This is a genomic window from Corynebacterium sp. HMSC074C04 (assembly GCF_001838295.1).
GTDB classification, from domain to species: domain Bacteria; phylum Actinomycetota; class Actinomycetes; order Mycobacteriales; family Mycobacteriaceae; genus Corynebacterium; species Corynebacterium amycolatum.
In genome coordinates this window covers 152,989-169,647 of record NZ_KV836272.1, presented here as the reverse complement: position 1 = coordinate 169,647, position 16,659 = coordinate 152,989, and the positions used below count along the sequence as shown (strand labels likewise).

At 58.1% G+C, this 16,659-nt stretch carries 14 protein-coding genes; 8 read left to right on the top strand and 6 right to left on the bottom strand.

Features of this window, described 5'->3' with window-relative positions; genetic code table 11:
- Positions 1–176: 176 nt before the first annotated feature.
- Positions 177–1,301: a transaldolase gene (gene tal, locus HMPREF3011_RS05070; RefSeq protein ID WP_038625367.1), complete on the bottom strand. Its 1,125-nt coding sequence runs from the start codon at positions 1,299–1,301 to the stop codon at positions 177–179.
- A gap of 170 nt (positions 1,302–1,471) precedes the next feature.
- Complete coding sequence (tkt, locus tag HMPREF3011_RS05065; RefSeq protein ID WP_070841265.1) at positions 1,472–3,571, bottom strand: transketolase; 2,100 nt, start codon at positions 3,569–3,571, stop codon at positions 1,472–1,474.
- A gap of 263 nt (positions 3,572–3,834) precedes the next feature.
- Here tkt and HMPREF3011_RS05060 point away from each other — a divergent pair, with 263 nt between their 5' ends.
- Positions 3,835–4,776: a heme o synthase gene (locus HMPREF3011_RS05060; RefSeq protein WP_070432241.1), complete on the top strand. Its 942-nt coding sequence runs from the start codon at positions 3,835–3,837 to the stop codon at positions 4,774–4,776.
- Positions 4,777–5,195: 419 nt separating this feature from the next.
- Here the strand turns inward: HMPREF3011_RS05060 and HMPREF3011_RS05055 are convergent, their stop codons facing one another.
- The 4 genes from HMPREF3011_RS05055 to mptB all read right to left on the bottom strand — a co-directional run bounded on the left by HMPREF3011_RS05055 (position 5,196) and on the right by mptB (position 9,839).
- Complete coding sequence (locus tag HMPREF3011_RS05055; protein ID WP_038625373.1) at positions 5,196–6,209, bottom strand: COX15/CtaA family protein; 1,014 nt, start codon at positions 6,207–6,209, stop codon at positions 5,196–5,198.
- 93 nt (positions 6,210–6,302) lie between these two features.
- Positions 6,303–7,106 (bottom strand): ABC transporter permease, encoded by an 804-nt coding sequence (locus HMPREF3011_RS05050; protein WP_038625377.1) that lies wholly within the window; start codon positions 7,104–7,106, stop codon positions 6,303–6,305.
- Positions 7,106–8,074 carry an ABC transporter ATP-binding protein gene (locus tag HMPREF3011_RS05045; protein WP_038625379.1) on the bottom strand — a complete coding sequence of 323 codons (969 nt, stop codon included), beginning with the start codon at positions 8,072–8,074 and terminating at the stop codon, positions 7,106–7,108. Before HMPREF3011_RS05045 ends, HMPREF3011_RS05050 begins: the two co-directional genes overlap by 1 nt.
- Before the next feature lie 25 nt (positions 8,075–8,099).
- Complete coding sequence (mptB, locus tag HMPREF3011_RS05040) at positions 8,100–9,839, bottom strand: polyprenol phosphomannose-dependent alpha 1,6 mannosyltransferase MptB (protein ID WP_049181019.1); 1,740 nt, start codon at positions 9,837–9,839, stop codon at positions 8,100–8,102.
- A gap of 186 nt (positions 9,840–10,025) precedes the next feature.
- On the opposite strand from mptB, the gene HMPREF3011_RS05035 reads away from it, so the two are divergent.
- The 7 genes from HMPREF3011_RS05035 (at position 10,026) to HMPREF3011_RS05005 (ending at position 16,477) form a co-directional block, all read left to right on the top strand.
- Entirely contained in the window at positions 10,026–10,724 is a 699-nt protein-coding gene (locus HMPREF3011_RS05035; RefSeq protein WP_038625383.1) for a helix-turn-helix transcriptional regulator, read from the top strand.
- Positions 10,721–12,187 carry a Fe-S cluster assembly protein SufB gene (sufB, locus tag HMPREF3011_RS05030; protein WP_049170616.1) on the top strand — a complete coding sequence of 489 codons (1,467 nt, stop codon included), beginning with the start codon at positions 10,721–10,723 and terminating at the stop codon, positions 12,185–12,187. The genes HMPREF3011_RS05035 and sufB overlap by 4 nt, the downstream gene beginning before the upstream one ends.
- Before the next feature lie 5 nt (positions 12,188–12,192).
- Positions 12,193–13,383, top strand: coding sequence for a Fe-S cluster assembly protein SufD (sufD, locus tag HMPREF3011_RS05025; RefSeq protein ID WP_038625385.1), 1,191 nt, complete (start codon positions 12,193–12,195; stop codon positions 13,381–13,383).
- 93 nt (positions 13,384–13,476) lie between these two features.
- Positions 13,477–14,238: a Fe-S cluster assembly ATPase SufC gene (gene sufC / locus HMPREF3011_RS05020; RefSeq protein ID WP_038625387.1), complete on the top strand. Its 762-nt coding sequence runs from the start codon at positions 13,477–13,479 to the stop codon at positions 14,236–14,238.
- Positions 14,231–15,484: a cysteine desulfurase gene (locus HMPREF3011_RS05015; RefSeq protein ID WP_038625389.1), complete on the top strand. Its 1,254-nt coding sequence runs from the start codon at positions 14,231–14,233 to the stop codon at positions 15,482–15,484. Before sufC ends, HMPREF3011_RS05015 begins: the two co-directional genes overlap by 8 nt.
- A gap of 20 nt (positions 15,485–15,504) precedes the next feature.
- Positions 15,505–16,020 (top strand): Fe-S cluster assembly sulfur transfer protein SufU, encoded by a 516-nt coding sequence (gene sufU, locus HMPREF3011_RS05010; protein ID WP_038625391.1) that lies wholly within the window; start codon positions 15,505–15,507, stop codon positions 16,018–16,020.
- Positions 16,013–16,477, top strand: a complete 465-nt coding sequence (locus HMPREF3011_RS05005; RefSeq protein WP_038625394.1) for a metal-sulfur cluster assembly factor — start codon at positions 16,013–16,015, stop codon at positions 16,475–16,477. The genes sufU and HMPREF3011_RS05005 overlap by 8 nt, the downstream gene beginning before the upstream one ends.
- Positions 16,478–16,659 lie beyond the last annotated feature (182 nt).

The following is a 16,659-nucleotide window of genomic DNA, read 5'->3' as shown; positions in this document are numbered from 1 at the left end:
TGCGCAGCTTACGGGCCGAAAAACACGGGCTGCAAATGTGAAACTGTGCAAGTTTATGACACTTTCAGGCTATTTTTCGGACCATTTTTGCCATAGCGCAGTCAGTAACTCGCATCGTGCATCGACCCGCTGACGCCAGCCATAAATGCGGCCGCTTCCAACAGGAAGCTAGATAATCAGCAGGGTTCGTGCAGCTGTTCCATTCGCTGTGCAATCGACACGAGCAGGGACTGCCAGGAATCCACAAACTTCTCCACGCCCTCGCGCTCCAGGACAGCGAAGACATCATCCAGGTCGATGCCAATCTCGCTGAGCTGGGTCATAACAGCATTGGCTGCTTCACCCTGACCGCTGACGGCGTCGCGAACCTCGCCCTCGAAGCCCGCAGCAGCGCGCAGCGTCTTTTCAGGCATGGTGTTCACTGTCTGCGGAGCAGCCAGCTCAGTCACGTAAAGGGTGTCCGGGTAAGCCGGGTTCTTCACACCGGTGGAAGCCCACAGCAGGCGCTGCGGCTTAGCGCCGGCGTTCTCCAGCTGCGCCCAACGGATATTCTGCGAGGAGAAGGTCTCTTCGAACTTGGCGTAAGCGGCGCGGGCGTTGGCCAGACCAGCTTTACCACGCAAAGCCAAGGCCTCTTCCGAGCCAATCTTGTCCAGGCGAGCATCAATCTCAGTGTCAACGCGAGAAACAAACAGCGACGCAACAGAGTGAACCGAAACCAGGTCCACGCCGTTGTCCTTCGCACGCTCGATACCCTCGATAAACGCATCGATGACCTGCAGGTAACGCTCCACCGAGAAAATCAGGGTGACGTTTACCGAAATACCCTCGGACAGAGCCTGGGTGACAGCCGGCAGGGAAGCATCGGTCGCCGGAATCTTAATCATCGCATTTTGCTTGTCGACGCGTTCCCAGAGCTCACGAGCCTGCGCAATCGTGGCCTCGTAGTTGTCGGCGTAACGAGGATCGACCTCGATAGAAACACGGCCATCGATACCGTCGGTATCCTCAGCCACACCGGCGAAGAGGTCACAGGCATCGCGGACATCGTCGATAGCCATGGCGAACACAGCATCTGACGGATTCGCGCGCTCAGCGGTGAGCTGCGCCAGCTGAGAGTCATAGTCCTCACCAGCGGTCATCGCCGAAGAGAAGATAGCCGGGTTAGTGGTGACACCAACCACCCGCAGTTCATCGATGAGGTTCTTCAAATCGCCCGAGGTGAGACGCTGGCGCGAAAGATCGTCGAGCCACGCCGAGGTTCCTACCTTGGCGAGTGCTTCCATCGTGGTGTTTCCCATAGTGTTTAACGCCTTTCTGTCTATACCGCTTCGTTGTCTAAAGACTTCTCTAAATACTGTGTGTCTTTAAACTACTGTGCGCCACAAACAATACTGGCGCCACCGGAGCTCGGTACGGTTTTCACAAATCCCGTACCGACAGCGGCCGATAGCGCCAGGTTGAACAAATCTTACTTAGCAGCCTCGATAGATTCCTTGGCCGCATCGACAACAGCGTCAGCGGTGATGCCGAACTTCTCGAACAGCTCCTTGTACGGAGCCGAGGCACCGAAGTGCTCCAAGGAGACCGCGCGACCAGCGTCGCCCAGGTGGCGGTACCACGGCATAGCAATACCGGCCTCAACCGAAACACGAGCGCGGACCGCCTTCGGCAGGACCTGCTCACGGTAGGCCTCATCCTGCTGCTCAAACCAGTCAAGACACGGGACGGAGACAACGCGGGCGCTGACACCTTCCTCAGCCAACTTCTCAGCGGCCTCGACAGCGAGGTGACCCCCCGAGCCGGTACCCATGAGGATGACGTCCGGGGTCTCCTTGGTGCCGTCGACAAGCACGTACGCACCACGCCGGACGCCCTCGGCGGCCTTTTCCTTCGTGCCTTCCAGGACCGGGACGTTCTGGCGGGTCAGAGCCAGAGCCTTCGGACCTGCCTCGCCTTCGAGAACAGCGGACCAAGCCTGAGCGGTCTCGTTAGCATCAGCCGGACGGACGGTGGACACACCCGGGATAGCGCGCAGTGAAGCCAGCTGCTCAACAGGCTGGTGCGTCGGGCCGTCTTCGCCCAGACCAATGGAGTCGTGGGTCCAGACATAAATAGGGGAGATGCCCATCAGCGATGCCAGGCGGACAGCCGGACGCATGTAGTCCGAGAAGATAAGGAAGGTGCCGCCGTACGGACGGGTACCACCGTGGAGCAGAATGCCGTTGAGGATCGACCCCATGGCGTGCTCACGGATACCGAAGTGCAGGTTACGGCCGTACGGGTCGGTGGTCCAGGTGCCGGTGGTGATGGACTTCGGGCCGAAGGACGGCTCACCCTTCAGGACAGTGTTATTGGAGCCGGCCAGGTCGGCCGAGCCACCCCACAGCTCTGGCAGAGCCTTACCCAGTGCCTGCAACGCGGCCTCAGAAGCCTTACGGGTGGCAACGCCCTTCTCATCCGGCTCCCACGTCGGCAGCTCAGCGTCGAAGTCCTCTGGCAGCTCGCCGGCGGTCAGACGATCCAGCAGAGCCTTGCGCTCCGGGTTGGTCGCAGCCCACTCGTCGAACTTAACCTGCCACTGCGCGTGAGCCTCAGCACCGCGCTCAACCAGCTTCCGGGTGTGCTCAATGACCTCGTCAGCGATGTCAAAGCTCTTATCGGTATCGAAGCCGAGAGCTTCCTTGATGCCGACAATCTCCTCGCCACCAAGAGCAGCACCGTGCGAAGCACCGGTGTTCATCTTGGTCGGAGCCGGGTAAGCGATTACAGTGCGAACGCGAATGAAGGTTGGACGCTCCGTATCCTTCTTGGCCTCCTCGACAGCAGCCTCGAGTGCTGCGACGTCCTCGCCGCCGTCGACCTCAATGACCTGCCAGCCGTAAGCACGGTAGCGGTCCGCCACATTCTCGGTGAAAGCAATAGTGGTGTCGTCCTCGATGGAGATGCCGTTGTCATCCCAGAAGACAATCAGGTTGCCCAGCTGCTGAGTGCCGGCCAGCGAGCAGGCCTCGGCAGTGACACCCTCCTGAACGTCACCATCAGAAGCAATGACGTACACGTAGTGATCGAACGGAGACTCACCCGGAGCAGCTTCCGGGTCGAACAGCCCACGTTCCCGTCGCGAAGCCATGGCAAAACCGACAGCCGAAGCCAGACCCTGACCCAGCGGACCAGTGGTGATTTCCACGCCGTCAGTGTGGCCGTACTCCGGGTGACCCGGGGTGAGGGCGTCCCACGTACGCAGTGCCTTCAGGTCATCGAGCTCCAGGCCAAAACCGCCGAGGTAGAGCTGGACGTACTGCGTCAGAGAGGTGTGACCACAGGAGAGAATGAAACGGTCACGGCCGATCCACTTCGTATCCTTCGGGTCATGGCGCATAACGCGCTGGTAGAGAGAGTAAGCCAGCGGTGCGAGGCTCATAGCAGTGCCGGGATGTCCCGAACCTGCCTTTTCCACGGCATCTGCAGCCAGCACACGAGCCGTATCTACGGCCTTCGTGTCCAAGTCAGACCAGTCCGAGGGGTAGTTGCGAACAACCCGTGCTTCATGCTCAGTCGACAGTGTCACGTGAATGACTCCTAGTATCCAAATGGATTAGTAAAGATCTCTTCCATACTAACTAGGAATACGTGCGCTCGGTTTAAACCGGGCCGAATAGCTCGAAGGTAAGCATCAGAGGGCGCGCCGCACATGCTTTACGACGGTCATTATTGGAACCGTTATGATTATCGGTAAACTGATTGCCTGCCCCTCATTTTATTTTGCGGAAAAACTCGTCGGGAACTTTCCGACCGTTGCATCCGACTATCTGTAGACGGGGGGCTTTGTTTATGGCGCGTGAAAGGGACATTGCTTTGTTGGAAACAGTCAAGGCGTATATTGCACTGACTAAGCCAAGAATTATTGAGCTCCTGCTCGTCGCGGCCATTCCCGCAATGCTTCAGGCTGATCGCGGTCATGTACACGTTGGACTGATTCTTCTCACCCTGTTCGGTGGTTGGATGGGTGCAGCGGCAGCGCACACCTTCAACATGGTCATGGATTACGACATTGACCAGAAGATGCGCCGCACTCGTCGGCGCCCGCTCGCGCGCAACCAGGTTAGCCGTCGCGCGGCAGCAATTTTCGGCACCATCTTGATGATTGCGTCGTTCCTCTGGCTGTGGCTGCTATGTAACTCGCTGCTGGCCGCCGTTTTCATAATGATTACGATTGCGTTCTACATCTTCGTCTACACGTTGTGGCTGAAGCGCCGAACTGATCAGAACGTAATCTGGGGTGGCGCTGCGGGTTGTATGCCGGTGATGGTTGGCTGGGCCGTCATCACTGACAACAACCCGGAGATTACGGGGCTCGCTCACTGGTGGCAGGCTTTCATCCTGTTCCTGCTCATCTTCTTCTGGACTCCGCCGCACACCTGGGCGCTGGGGCTTCGCTACAAGGAGGATTACAAGGCCGCTGGCGTGCCGATGATGCCAGTGGTCAAGCCGGCAATCATCGTTTCCAAGCGCATTATTTACTACACCGCTGCAACCGTGATTACCACTCTGCTGTTGGTTCCGTACGCTGGTTGGATTTATCTGATTGGCGCGGTTGGCGCTGGTGCCTGGTTCCTGTGGGGCGCCATTGACCTGCACCGTCACGTTAAAACCGGTGGCAAGATCAAGCCGATGAAGCTGTTCTTCATGTCGAACAACTACTTGTCCATCGTGTGTGTGGCGCTTTCGATGGATGCTGTACTCGGACTGCAGACAGTTTTAAGCATGTTCTAGGGTAGTTGCGTTCTAGGGTAGCTGCGTTGGGAGCCAGACCCGGCCCTTTCCCCAGTTAGCTGTTAATCCTCGAAGAGGCCCTCCCCAATGCCGGGGAGGGCCTCTTTTTGTGTGTGCAAACGGGCTGCAAATGTGAAACTGTGCGAGTTTATGACACTTTCAGACCATTTTTCGGGACATTTTTGTCATGAACGCAGTCAGTAACTCGGATCGATAGGTGGGCAGCCCGCCCCCGCACCGCCCCTAGCATCGCTCGCGCAGCCCGCTAGCCACTGGGAAAACACATCCGAGCACACAAAGCCGAGCAGACAGCAAAACCGCCTAAACACGCCGAGATCAAAGTGCGTGTTTAGGCGGTTCGAGCAGGAATCAACAGCCGGTAACCACAGTGGTTAATACAGCCGCTGACCAGCAGCTAGCTACGCGGTAACCTCAGCATTCTTTTCCGACGCGACAATTGCGGCAGCCGCATCGCCTTCCAGAGACCCGGTCACTACTGCGCTACCGCCGACAGTGCGGTAACCGTGCTGGAAAAGTACTGCAGTCAAAGCGGTGCAGATACCAGATCCGGCAACGTGAACCGGCACCAATGCCTCCGGTACACCGGACCAGTACTGAATCATTCCAACCACGCCCTGAGCCAAAATGAACACAACGAGTGCGATGGCAACCTTACGCACACGTGCAAACGCTTCCGAGGCCAGCAGACCAAAAATCAGACCGATAACCAGGCCAAGGTAGAGGTACATAAAACCAGCGTGGATATGCGCCAAGTCAACAATCGGAAGCTGGAGGCGATCCTCCGGGAGCACCGAGGCATCTCCAGCATGTGGTCCCGCACCGGTGACCATAGTTCCGGTAATCAGCGTCATCGTCAGAGCCAAACCGGAGGCGGCAGCCAGATAGCGCAGATAGCGCGGGTACATGCGGGTAGCAGTACCGTCGTCAGGTTCAGAGATTTTAACGAAAAGCATGCCAGCCAGCCAGACCAAAATCATCGATGGCAGGAAGTGCAGGGCCACGGCGTACCACTTCAGATCAACCCACACGGAAATGCCACCGATAACAGCCTGGACGATAACGCCGAGACCGTTAAGGAACGCCAACAGCTTGATTTCCTTACGGCGCCCAACACGCATCACCGAAAGGAAAAGCAGAAGCGTGAGCGCAACCAGTACAAAGGTGAGGAGGCGATTGCTGAACTCAATAATTTGATGGAGCATTTCTGCTTCCCCGGCAACAGGAACGAAACTGCCCGGGTGACATTCTGGCCACGAAGCACAACCGAGACCTGAACCAGTAACTCGGACGATAGAACCGGTTACCGCGATTGCCGCCTGTGCAATCAATACGAGAAGCGCATAGAGCTTCTGGCGCCCGATTGGTGTCAGCGGCAAAAACGATAGGGGCAAACTTCGATCTGCAGTATTCACATTAAGAAATTCTACCCATGCTGGCGGAAAATGGTAATAAGCCAAACCCCTGCGTTGGGCTGCGCTTTTCTATGCAGATTCCCCGGCAACGTCCTAATCATTCGGCATATCAAAACGGAACCAGCGAGCTGCCAGTGCAGCGCCAAGGACACCCCACACAACCAGCACCCCGACAGCTGACCATTGGACAGACATGGCCAATGCCGCGGAGATTACGTCGGTAAGCGCGACGGACGGTAAGAGGTGCAGCAGCACAGAGCTGATGCCATCTAACGATGGTGCAACGGCCACGTAAGTAGTCGCACCAATGAGGATAAACCAGATCAGGTTGGCGAGACCTAGGATTAGCTCGGCCCCCAACGTGCCGCCCATGAGCAAGCCCAATGAAGTAAAGACGAACGTTCCCAGAAGCATCCCCACATAAGCCAACAGCCAGCCGCCAATCGAAAGCTCTGCGCCAAGAGCGAGCCCCACGAGGCTGAACAGTATGTATTGCAACGTGACGGTAGTGCAGACCGACACAATCTTGCCTGCAATAATGCCCCACGGTGGCACGCCTGAGGCACCGATGCGCTTCAGGGCTCCGTAACGACGGTCAAAGCCCACGGCAATTGCCTGCCCCGTAAAACCTGCAGACATGACGGAAATCGCCAGCACCATGGGGAAGATGCGCTCGAGCGGATCATCGAGTTCCAACACAGGCACCATCACCAGGCCGATGAGCATCGCCAACGGGATAATGATGGTGAGGAGCATTTGCTCACCGTGCCGCCAGAAGAGCTTCGTCTCCAACCGCGCCTGCGACATGACCAACGTCGCCATGTCCGAACGCTGCGGCTCCGGGGCGAAAGTGCCCTTAGCAAAGCGGGAGGCATCAGACCTCGGTGCGGTAGTCATTAGCTCCTCATCTCCGTTCCAGTGATCTGCAAGAAGACATCTTCAAGCGATTGCGTCGCCTTATTCAACGAGGTGATCAACACCTCTTGTCGCTCGCAACTCTGGGCCAATACAGTCAGGGCGCGCGGTGAAGCCTCACCAATCAATGAGAACTCTCCACCGCTAGAACGCTGCAGACGCTGCGAAAGACCAGACTCGCTAAAGCTGCGGTTGACCTCTTCGAAGTCAAGGCTGCCTCGAACGCTGACCTTCATAGCAGTGCCTGACGACGTCCCATGGAGCGCCGATGCGCCTGCGCTAGTGATCTCCTCGGTGGTGCCGGCCACAACTAAATGGCCTCGGTCGACAATCGCAACGTCGTCGGCAAGCGATTCAGCCTCGTCCATCAGATGCGTTGTCAGGACTACGGTGACCCCATCCCGGCGCAGCGACGAGATGAGATCCCAGACGGCTAGACGGGACTGGGCATCGAGGCCTGCTGTCGGCTCGTCGAGGAACACCAGCTCCGGACGTCCGACCAGGGCGCATGCGAGCGACAGTCGCTGCTGCTGACCACCCGAGAGCCTGCGGTAGTTCGTCTTACGATGGCGTTCTAGGCCTACGACTTCAAGGAGCCAATCAGTGTCCAGCGGATTTGCGGAGTAACTGGCAACTAGGTTCAGCATTTCGCCAACGCGAACACCGGGGTAGGCACCTCCGCCCTGGAGCATGATGCCAATGCGGCTGCGCAGTGCTGTGGTTTGAGTGACCGGGTCGAGATCGAGAATGCGAATTCGCCCTTCATCCGGCTTGATGAAGCCCTCACACATTTCAACGGTTGTGGTCTTACCAGCGCCGTTGGGGCCGAGAAGCGCAAGAACCCTACCTCGATCCAGGGAAAGCGAAAGGTCTGATACAGCCTCAACGTCATCGAATTTCTTCGTTACGTTCTCAAGGCGCAGAGCAGGAGAATTGGCAGCGTTATTCACGGTTAGTCAGTCTAATCTCACAGTTTTAATGAAGGCGAAATACCTTAGATCGCGTCGAGTACGCCAAGATGACGAGCATGACTGCGACGAAGAATACCAACGCCAGTAGGTAAATCTGAGCGACGGTACCCGGAGGCAACCCCAGGCCGCGTGGTAGTACTACAAAACTGAAAATTGCCGAGTACAGAACCACGGCAATGCGAAATTGTACCCGGTTGGCCCAAGCGGACAGCGGCACGATGGCCCATAGCAAGTACCAGGGGTGCACGACGGGGAAGAGGATTACTAGAGCGAACATCGCTAGGCCGTAGCCGCCGAGCGGGTGAATGCGACCACGGAACGTCGCTAACAGCATGCGTAGGAGCCAGGCAGCCACTAGCGCTACACCAATGCCACGGGTAAACAGCAAAGCACTGTCGCTGATATCGCCGAGCCCCAGGAGCCTCCCGAAGAAACCAGCGATGATCCCGAGCAGGGTAGTTAGCGACATCCAACTGCGCACCGTCGCGGCGCCACCTTGCGCGGTGATCCAACCAAAGCCCAGACCAGTTCCTAAGGAAACAACGACTGCCGTGACGACGGTTATTGCGCCCGTCACTACTGCGGAAAGAGCAACGGCCTTCCAGGTGCTGCCGAACTTTCTGGCCAGCCACATGCCGGCAAAGCCGAGCGCCACGAAACCGGTAACTTTGACCATTCCGGCGAGGCTGATGAGCACAATACCGCCTGCATACAGCGCCCATGATCTTCCTCGGCTTTGGTTCTCGTGTCCGATTGGTCCGGGTTCTGGCAGCTCATCGGGCTCCATCGATTGCGCAGGACCATGGATAGCGCGTAGACACAGTTCGAGGCCAACGAGCAGGAGTGCAAGCAGCAGGGCCTCGTTGTGGATACCGCCCACCAGGTGCAGCAATACCAGCGGATTGAGCGTGCCCAGCCATAGGGTGAACTGAGAGCTAACTCCGCAGCGGCGACCAAGCTGCACCAGCGCCCAGGACACCACGAGAAGCGAAACGATGGCGACGAGTCGGTGTAGAAAGACGGAAGCAATCACCCCGTCGCTGGTTATCTTGGCGATACCCCATGCCACTGCGAGGGCTGTGGGGCCGTACGGGCTCGGAGAGTGCGACCAAATCAATGGCACCGATCGGGCCAGTGGGTCGTTGGCTCCCAATAGGTCAACAGGTCCTGCGAGATAGGGATCCATACCCCGCTCCACAATTGCAGCCTGCGCCAAATAGGAGTAGATATCCTGCGTAAACAGGGGAGCGGTAAACACCAAGGGCAATACCCATGCCGCGTAGGTGCGTATGAGCATCGGAGTGGTCACCGCGGTGACGCGAGTCCGCGCACCGGCCAGAACAAAAGCTCCGACACCCAACCAGGCTGTGACTAACATGCCAATCCCCACGAAGGTGACGATTGTCGTTGCCACCAACATTCGACCGAGGATCAGCCCGAGTGGTGTACCCCAAAACTCATTTCCAACCACCGGTGTCGCGCCTGCGCCAATCCCGGTGACCATAATAAAGATCGACCCAAGAGTACCCAGCCAACGCAGCCAGGTGAAGCGTCGGAGTTCGCGGTAATTGATGCGGTGTTGGAGCGGCTGTTCTGAGCCTTGGTGGAGGGTTGCCGACCTGGAACCAGCCAGACCAATTTTCGGAATGACGTCACGCACCCCGAGAGCATCGTCGAAGGTGGACGAGCGGCGCGGGGCGGGTCGGTTAGTTTTCACAAGGTCACATAGTAGACGATTCGACACGCCGAAAGGGCGTTCTAATCAGCGACGTTGCATTGATATTTAAATGCGTTGGACTTTATGCACCAATTACGACACAATTGTGTTGTCTAATACACCAGCGGCGCAAGTGGGATATTTGCCTCGCTGAGCCACCTAGACACCTTTTTATGATCCAGCAGTCCAATCGCAGGAGGTGACTCACCAGTCATGGCTGATCGGAAACCGACCGTCAATGACGGTGATACGCGCAAGCGCATTCTCCAATTACTTCTGGAACACAACCCGGCGTCCGCGACTTTTATCGCTGACACCCTGGGACTATCCGCTGCAGGAGTCCGTCGCCACATCGATATTCTAGTGGACGAAGGTCTCGCCGAAACCGCTCCGGCGCCCAGTACTGGCCCCCGAGGCCGAGGCAGGCCAGCAAAGTCCTACCGTCTGACAGACCGGGGCCGCGCTAGATTCGGACACGCTTACGACGATCTTGCTAGCGCAGCTCTGACCGCACTGCGCAAGGCCGGCGGTGAGCAGGCAGTTGCCCAGTTTGCCCGTCAGCGCATTGATGACATTCTGCTCGGCGTCACCCCTGTGGGGCAGGACGCAGAGAAGGAAGAGGTCGTAGAGGCCGTCGTCGATGCTTTTCGACGGGCCGGATACGCGGCAACTATCAACCAGAACACTGGCGGCGTGCAGATTTGCCAGCACCATTGCCCAATTAGCCACGTAGCCTCCGAGTTTCCGGAGCTCTGCGCGGCGGAGCATGAAGCCGTTAGTAAATTATTAGGGCAGCACACCCAACCGTTAGCGACTATCGCTGATGGTAACGGTATCTGCACCACAAATATCCCACTCACTCCCGTAACAAAGACACTTACTGAATTGCCACATGAAAGGAGCGGACAATGACCCTCGCCCATGAGAACTCCACCGACGTGGCTGAATCCACGAAGGCTGCCACTCCGCAGACTGACGAAGAGATTATTGAGTCTATTGGTGCCTACCAGTTCGGTTGGCACGACCCGGATACCGCTGGCGCTTCCGCGAAGCGCGGCCTATCTGAAGCGGTCGTTCGCGATATCTCGGCTAAGAAGAACGAGCCTGAGTGGATGCTCGAGCGTCGCTTGAAGGCTCTGGAAATCTTCGACCGCAAGCCGCTGCCCACCTGGGGCGCGGATTTGTCTGGCATCGACTTCGACAACATTAAGTACTTCGTTCGCTCCACCGAGAAGCAGGCCCAGACCTGGGAAGATCTTCCGGAGGATATTAAGAACACCTACGACAAGCTCGGCATTCCGGAAGCGGAGAAGCAGCGCTTGGTCGCCGGTGTCGCCGCTCAGTACGAATCTGAGGTTGTCTACCACCAGATTCGCGAGGATTTGGAGAGCCAGGGCGTTATCTTCCTGGACACTGATACTGCGCTCAAGGAACACCCGGAGCTATTCAAGGAGTACTTCGGCACCGTTATTCCTGCTGGCGACAACAAGTTCTCTGCGCTTAACACCGCAGTGTGGTCGGGCGGTTCCTTCATTTACGTCCCAAAGGGCGTCCACGTGGACATCCCGCTGCAGGCGTACTTCCGTATTAATACCGAGAACATGGGCCAGTTCGAGCGCACCCTCATCATCGTCGATGAGGATGCCTACGTGCACTACGTCGAGGGATGTACTGCTCCGATTTACAAGTCTGACTCCTTGCACTCGGCTGTTGTGGAGATCATCGTGAAGAAGGGCGGCCGCTGCCGCTACACCACAATCCAGAACTGGTCGAACAACGTCTACAACCTGGTTACCAAGCGCACCAAGTGCGAAGAGGGTGCAACCATGGAGTGGATTGACGGCAACATCGGTTCCAAGGTCACCATGAAGTACCCGGCAGTGTGGATGACTGGTCCGCACGCCAAGGGCGAGGTGCTGTCCGTTGCTATGGCTGGCGAGGACCAGTTCCAGGACACCGGCGCCAAGATGGTGCACATGGCTCCGCACACGAGCTCCAACATCGTGTCCAAGTCCGTGGCCCGCAACGGTGGTCGCGCTGCCTACCGCGGTCTGGTGCAGGTCAACAAGGGTGCCAAGCACTCACACTCCAACGTCGAGTGTGACGCGCTGCTGGTCGACACGATTTCGCGCTCGGACACGTACCCGTACGTGGATGTCCGCGAGGACGACGTCACCCTCGGCCACGAGGCAACGGTTTCCAAGGTCTCTGACGATCAGCTTTTCTACCTGATGAGCCGCGGCATCGAAGAAGAAGATGCAATGGCCATGGTCGTGCGTGGCTTTGTCGAGCCCATTGCCAAGGAGCTCCCGATGGAATACGCCCTCGAGCTCAACCGCCTCATTGAACTGCAGATGGAAGGTTCGGTCGGTTAATACCTATGACTACGACGATTAACAACGAAAACCAGGCTGCTCATAGCCGCCGCGTGCTGGCGAACAAGGGCGACGTTTTCTCATCTTTCAACGTGGAGGACTTCTCCGTGCCGCATGGCAAGGATGAGGAGTGGAAGTTCACACCGCTGCGCAAACTTCGCGGTCTCCACAACGGCACCGCCGCCGATCCGGTTGCAGCGTCGATTTTGGTCGAGACTGGCGGTCAGGATGGTGTCGCTGTGGACGTCGTCAAGCGTGACGACGAACGCCTCGGCCGCGCCGGTACCCCGACGGATCGCGTGGCAGCACAGGCGTACTCCAACTTCGACGATGCACACATCGTGACCTTCGCGAAGAATTCGGTTTCCAAGGAACCGGTCGTCATTGACATCGATGGCCCGGGCGAGGACAACGTTTCCTACGGCCATATCGTCATTGATGTGCAGTCCCACGCCGAGGCCGTCTGCGTGATTAACTACCGTGGCAGCGGCACGTTCGCGGACAACATTGAGTTCGTAATCGGCGACGGCGCTAAGCTGAGCGTCGTGACCATGGTGAACTGGAACGAAGATGCAGTTCACGGCTCTGCTCACCATATTCGCGTCGGCCGTGATGCCACGCTGCGCCACACCGTCGCAACGTTCGGTGGCGAGGTTGTCCGTATCGTTCCACGCGTTGCATTCACGGCACCGGGCGGCGACGTCGATCTGCTGGGCGTGTACTTCGCCGATGGCGGTCAGTACTTCGAAAACCGCATGCTGGTAGACCACGCTGTGCCGAACTGCCGCTCCAACGTCATGTACAAGGGCGCGTTGCAGGGCGAGCCGAATGTCGCTCATCGTGAGGCCCGCACCGCGTGGGTGGGAGACGTGCTCATTCGTGCAGAGGCCACGGGCACCGATACCTATGAGCTCAACCGCAACCTGCTACTCACCGAGGGCGCGCGTGCCGACGCAGTTCCGAACCTGGAAATCGAAACCGGTGAAATCGCTGGTGCTGGTCACGCTGCTACCGTTGGTCGCTTCGACGAGGAACAGCTGTTCTACCTGCTCTCCCGCGGTATCCCCGAAATGGCAGCCCGCCGTTTGGTGGTTCGCGGCTTCTTCAGCGAGGTCATCAACCTGATTCCGGTCGAGTCCGTTCGCGAGAAGCTTGAGCAACTCGTTGACGAAGAGCTCAACACCGCTGGCTTCTAACCGCTTATCTTCTTTCTCACCCTTTCCGCCCTGTCACCCCGGTAGCACCGGGGGAGCAGGCCACTTACACCGATTAAAGGAAAAGATTTCACTATGAGCACTTTGGAAATCCGTAACCTCCACGCGCAGGTGCTGCCGACCGACGAGTCTGCTGAGCCCAAGGAGATTTTGAAGGGCGTCAACCTGACGATCAACTCTGGCGAGACCCACGCTGTGATGGGGCCGAACGGCTCCGGTAAGTCCACCCTGAGCTACACCATCGCAGGTCACCCCCGTTACGAAGTCACCGAAGGCGAGATTCTGCTCGACGGCGAGAACGTGCTGGAGATGAGCGTCGATGAGCGCGCTCGGGCTGGTCTCTTCCTGGCGATGCAGTACCCGGTTGAGGTCACCGGCGTGTCCATGTCCAACTTCCTGCGCTCTGCAGCAACCGCTGTCCGTGGCGAAGCTCCGAAGCTGCGCCACTGGGTCAAGGAGGTCCGTGAGGCAATGGCTGACCTGGAGATCGATTCGTCGTTCTCCGAGCGCTCCGTAAACGAGGGTTTCTCCGGTGGCGAAAAGAAGCGTCACGAGATTCTGCAGCTCGACCTGCTGAAGCCGAAGTTCGCCATCCTGGATGAGACTGACTCCGGCCTTGACGTCGACGCTCTGCGCGTCGTCTCCGACGGCATTAACCGCTACCAGAACGAAAACGACGGCGGCATCCTGATCATTACTCACTACCAGCGCATCCTGAACTACGTGAAGCCGGACTACGTCCACGTCTTCCACGATGGTCACTTCATCACCTCCGGCGGCCCGGAGCTTGCAGACGAGCTGGAAGAGCACGGCTACGAGAAGTTCATCAATGCCTAACGCCGAACTACTCAGCCCATCACTACGCGAGGACTTTCCGATTCTGTCGCGCACTGTCCGTGACGGAAAGCGGCTGGTCTACCTGGACTCCGGAGCGACCTCGCAGCGCCCGAAACAGGTCATCGATGCTGAGGTGGAGTTTCTAACCCACCACAACGCCCCGGTGCACCGCGGTGCCTACGAGATTGCTGAGGAGGCCACGGACGCCTACGAAGATGCCCGCGAAGCCATCGCAGGCTTCATCGGCGCCGACTACGACGAGCTGGTCTTCACCAAGAACGCCACCGAAGCGTTGAACACAGTGGCATTTGTGCTTGGCGACAACCGCGCAGGTCAGTACCAGGTCGGCGAGGGTGACGAGATTGTCGTCACTGAGCTGGAGCATCACGCGAATTTGGTGCCGTGGCAGGAGCTGGCTCGTCGCACTGGCGCGACACTGCGTTGGTACGGCGTGACTGAGGACGGCCGCATTGACATGGACTCGCTGAAGCTCAGCGACAAGACCAAGGTTGTGGCCTTTACCCATCAGTCAAACGTCACCGGTGCAGTCACCGATGTGGAGGAAATGGTGCGCCGTGCTCGTGAGGTCGGTGCTCTGGTAGTCCTCGATGCTTGCCAGTCGGTGCCGCATATGCCTGTCGATGTCAAGAATCTCGATGTGGATTTCCTAGCGTTCTCCGGCCATAAGATGCTCGGCCCCAACGGGGTCGGTGCGCTCTACGCTCGCCGGGAACTGCTGGAGGCTCTGCCACCGTTCCTCACTGGTGGCTCGATGATTGAGGTCGTCACCATGGAGAAGACCACCTTCGCAGCGCCTCCGCAGCGCTTTGAGGCGGGAACCATGATGACTTCTCAGGTCGTCGGCCTTGGTGCTGCGGTGAAGTACTTGGATGCCATCGGTATGGATAAGGTGGCGGCTCATGAGCATCGCCTGACCGCGCTCGCGCTGGAAAAGCTGCAGGAAATTGACGGCGTGACCATCATCGGTCCGACTACCCCAGAGCAGCGTGGCTCTGCCGTGTCCTTTAAGGTCGAGGGCATTCACCCGCACGATCTTGGCCAGGTTCTCGACGACCAGGGTGTGTGCATCCGAGTCGGACACCACTGCGCGTGGCCGATTCACCAGATTCTCAACGCTCAGTCGACCGCCCGGGCATCCTTCTACATCTACAACACGGAAGAGGACGTTCAGGCGCTTGCCGACGCAGTGCGCCACGCCCAGAAGTTCTTCGGTGTCACCCCGTAACTTTAAGAAAGGAGAGGGACATGAAGCTCGAGCAGATGTACCAGGAAGTCATCCTGGATCACTACAAGCATCCGCAGCACGCAGGTTTGCGGGAGCCTTTCAACGCGGAAGTGCACCATGTCAACCCGTCGTGTGGCGATGAACTCACGCTTCGCGTCACCCTGAACGACGACCTCACCGTCGTCAATGACGTCTCCTATGACGCCGTGGGCTGTTCTATCTCACAGGCCTCCACCTCAGTTATGGCTGAGGAGATTGTCGGCAAGACTGTCGACGAGGCCATGGCCAAACTCACCGAGTTCGAGAAGATGGTCACGTCCCGTGGCAAGATTGAAGGCGACGAGGACATTATCGGCGATGGCATTGCCTTCGCTGGTGTCTCTAAGTACCCTGCCCGTGTGAAGTGCGCACTTCTCGGTTGGAAAGCTTTCCAGGCCGCAACCGCTGAGGCTCTGGCCAACGCCGCTGAAGGCAACGGCGTTGGCACCGCGACTGTAACTGTTACCGCTGACGAGGAAGGCCACCACCATGACTGAACCAAACGCTATTGACGCCACCTCGCCCGCACAGCCTGACGCTGTCGACGAGGACACCATGACCACTGGCGCTCCAATCGATGAGGGGGATGCGTACGAGTCCATCACCGTCCCGCCGGCACCGGAGCAGACCGAAGCCGATAACAAGCTCGCCATCCAGGTTGAAGAGGCTATGTACGAGGTTGTTGACCCAGAACTCGGAGTCAACGTCGTGGACCTGGGCCTGGTTTATGACATCTGGATAGAAGAAGGCGACATTGCCGCTATCTTCATGACTCTCACGTCCCCAGCCTGCCCGCTGACCGATATGCTCACCGACCAGACTGCCTCTGAGGTCATGAAGGTCGAGGGTATCCGCGACTTCCGCCTCAACTGGGTCTGGTCCCCGGCATGGGGCCCGCACATGATTACCGAGGAAGGCCGCGAGCAGATGCGCGCTCTCGGCTTCTCGGTCTAGACGATCAGTGACAGCGGTGATGAGTGCACCGCTACGTAAAAAGTGCTTGGCGACGAGCTCCTGGCTCGTTCAGCTAGGCACTTTTTCGTTTGTTTTTGAGTTACTGACTACGTTTATGGCTGGCATCGGTAGGGCGATGAGAGTTACTGACTGCATTTATGTCAAAAATGGCCCGAAAAATG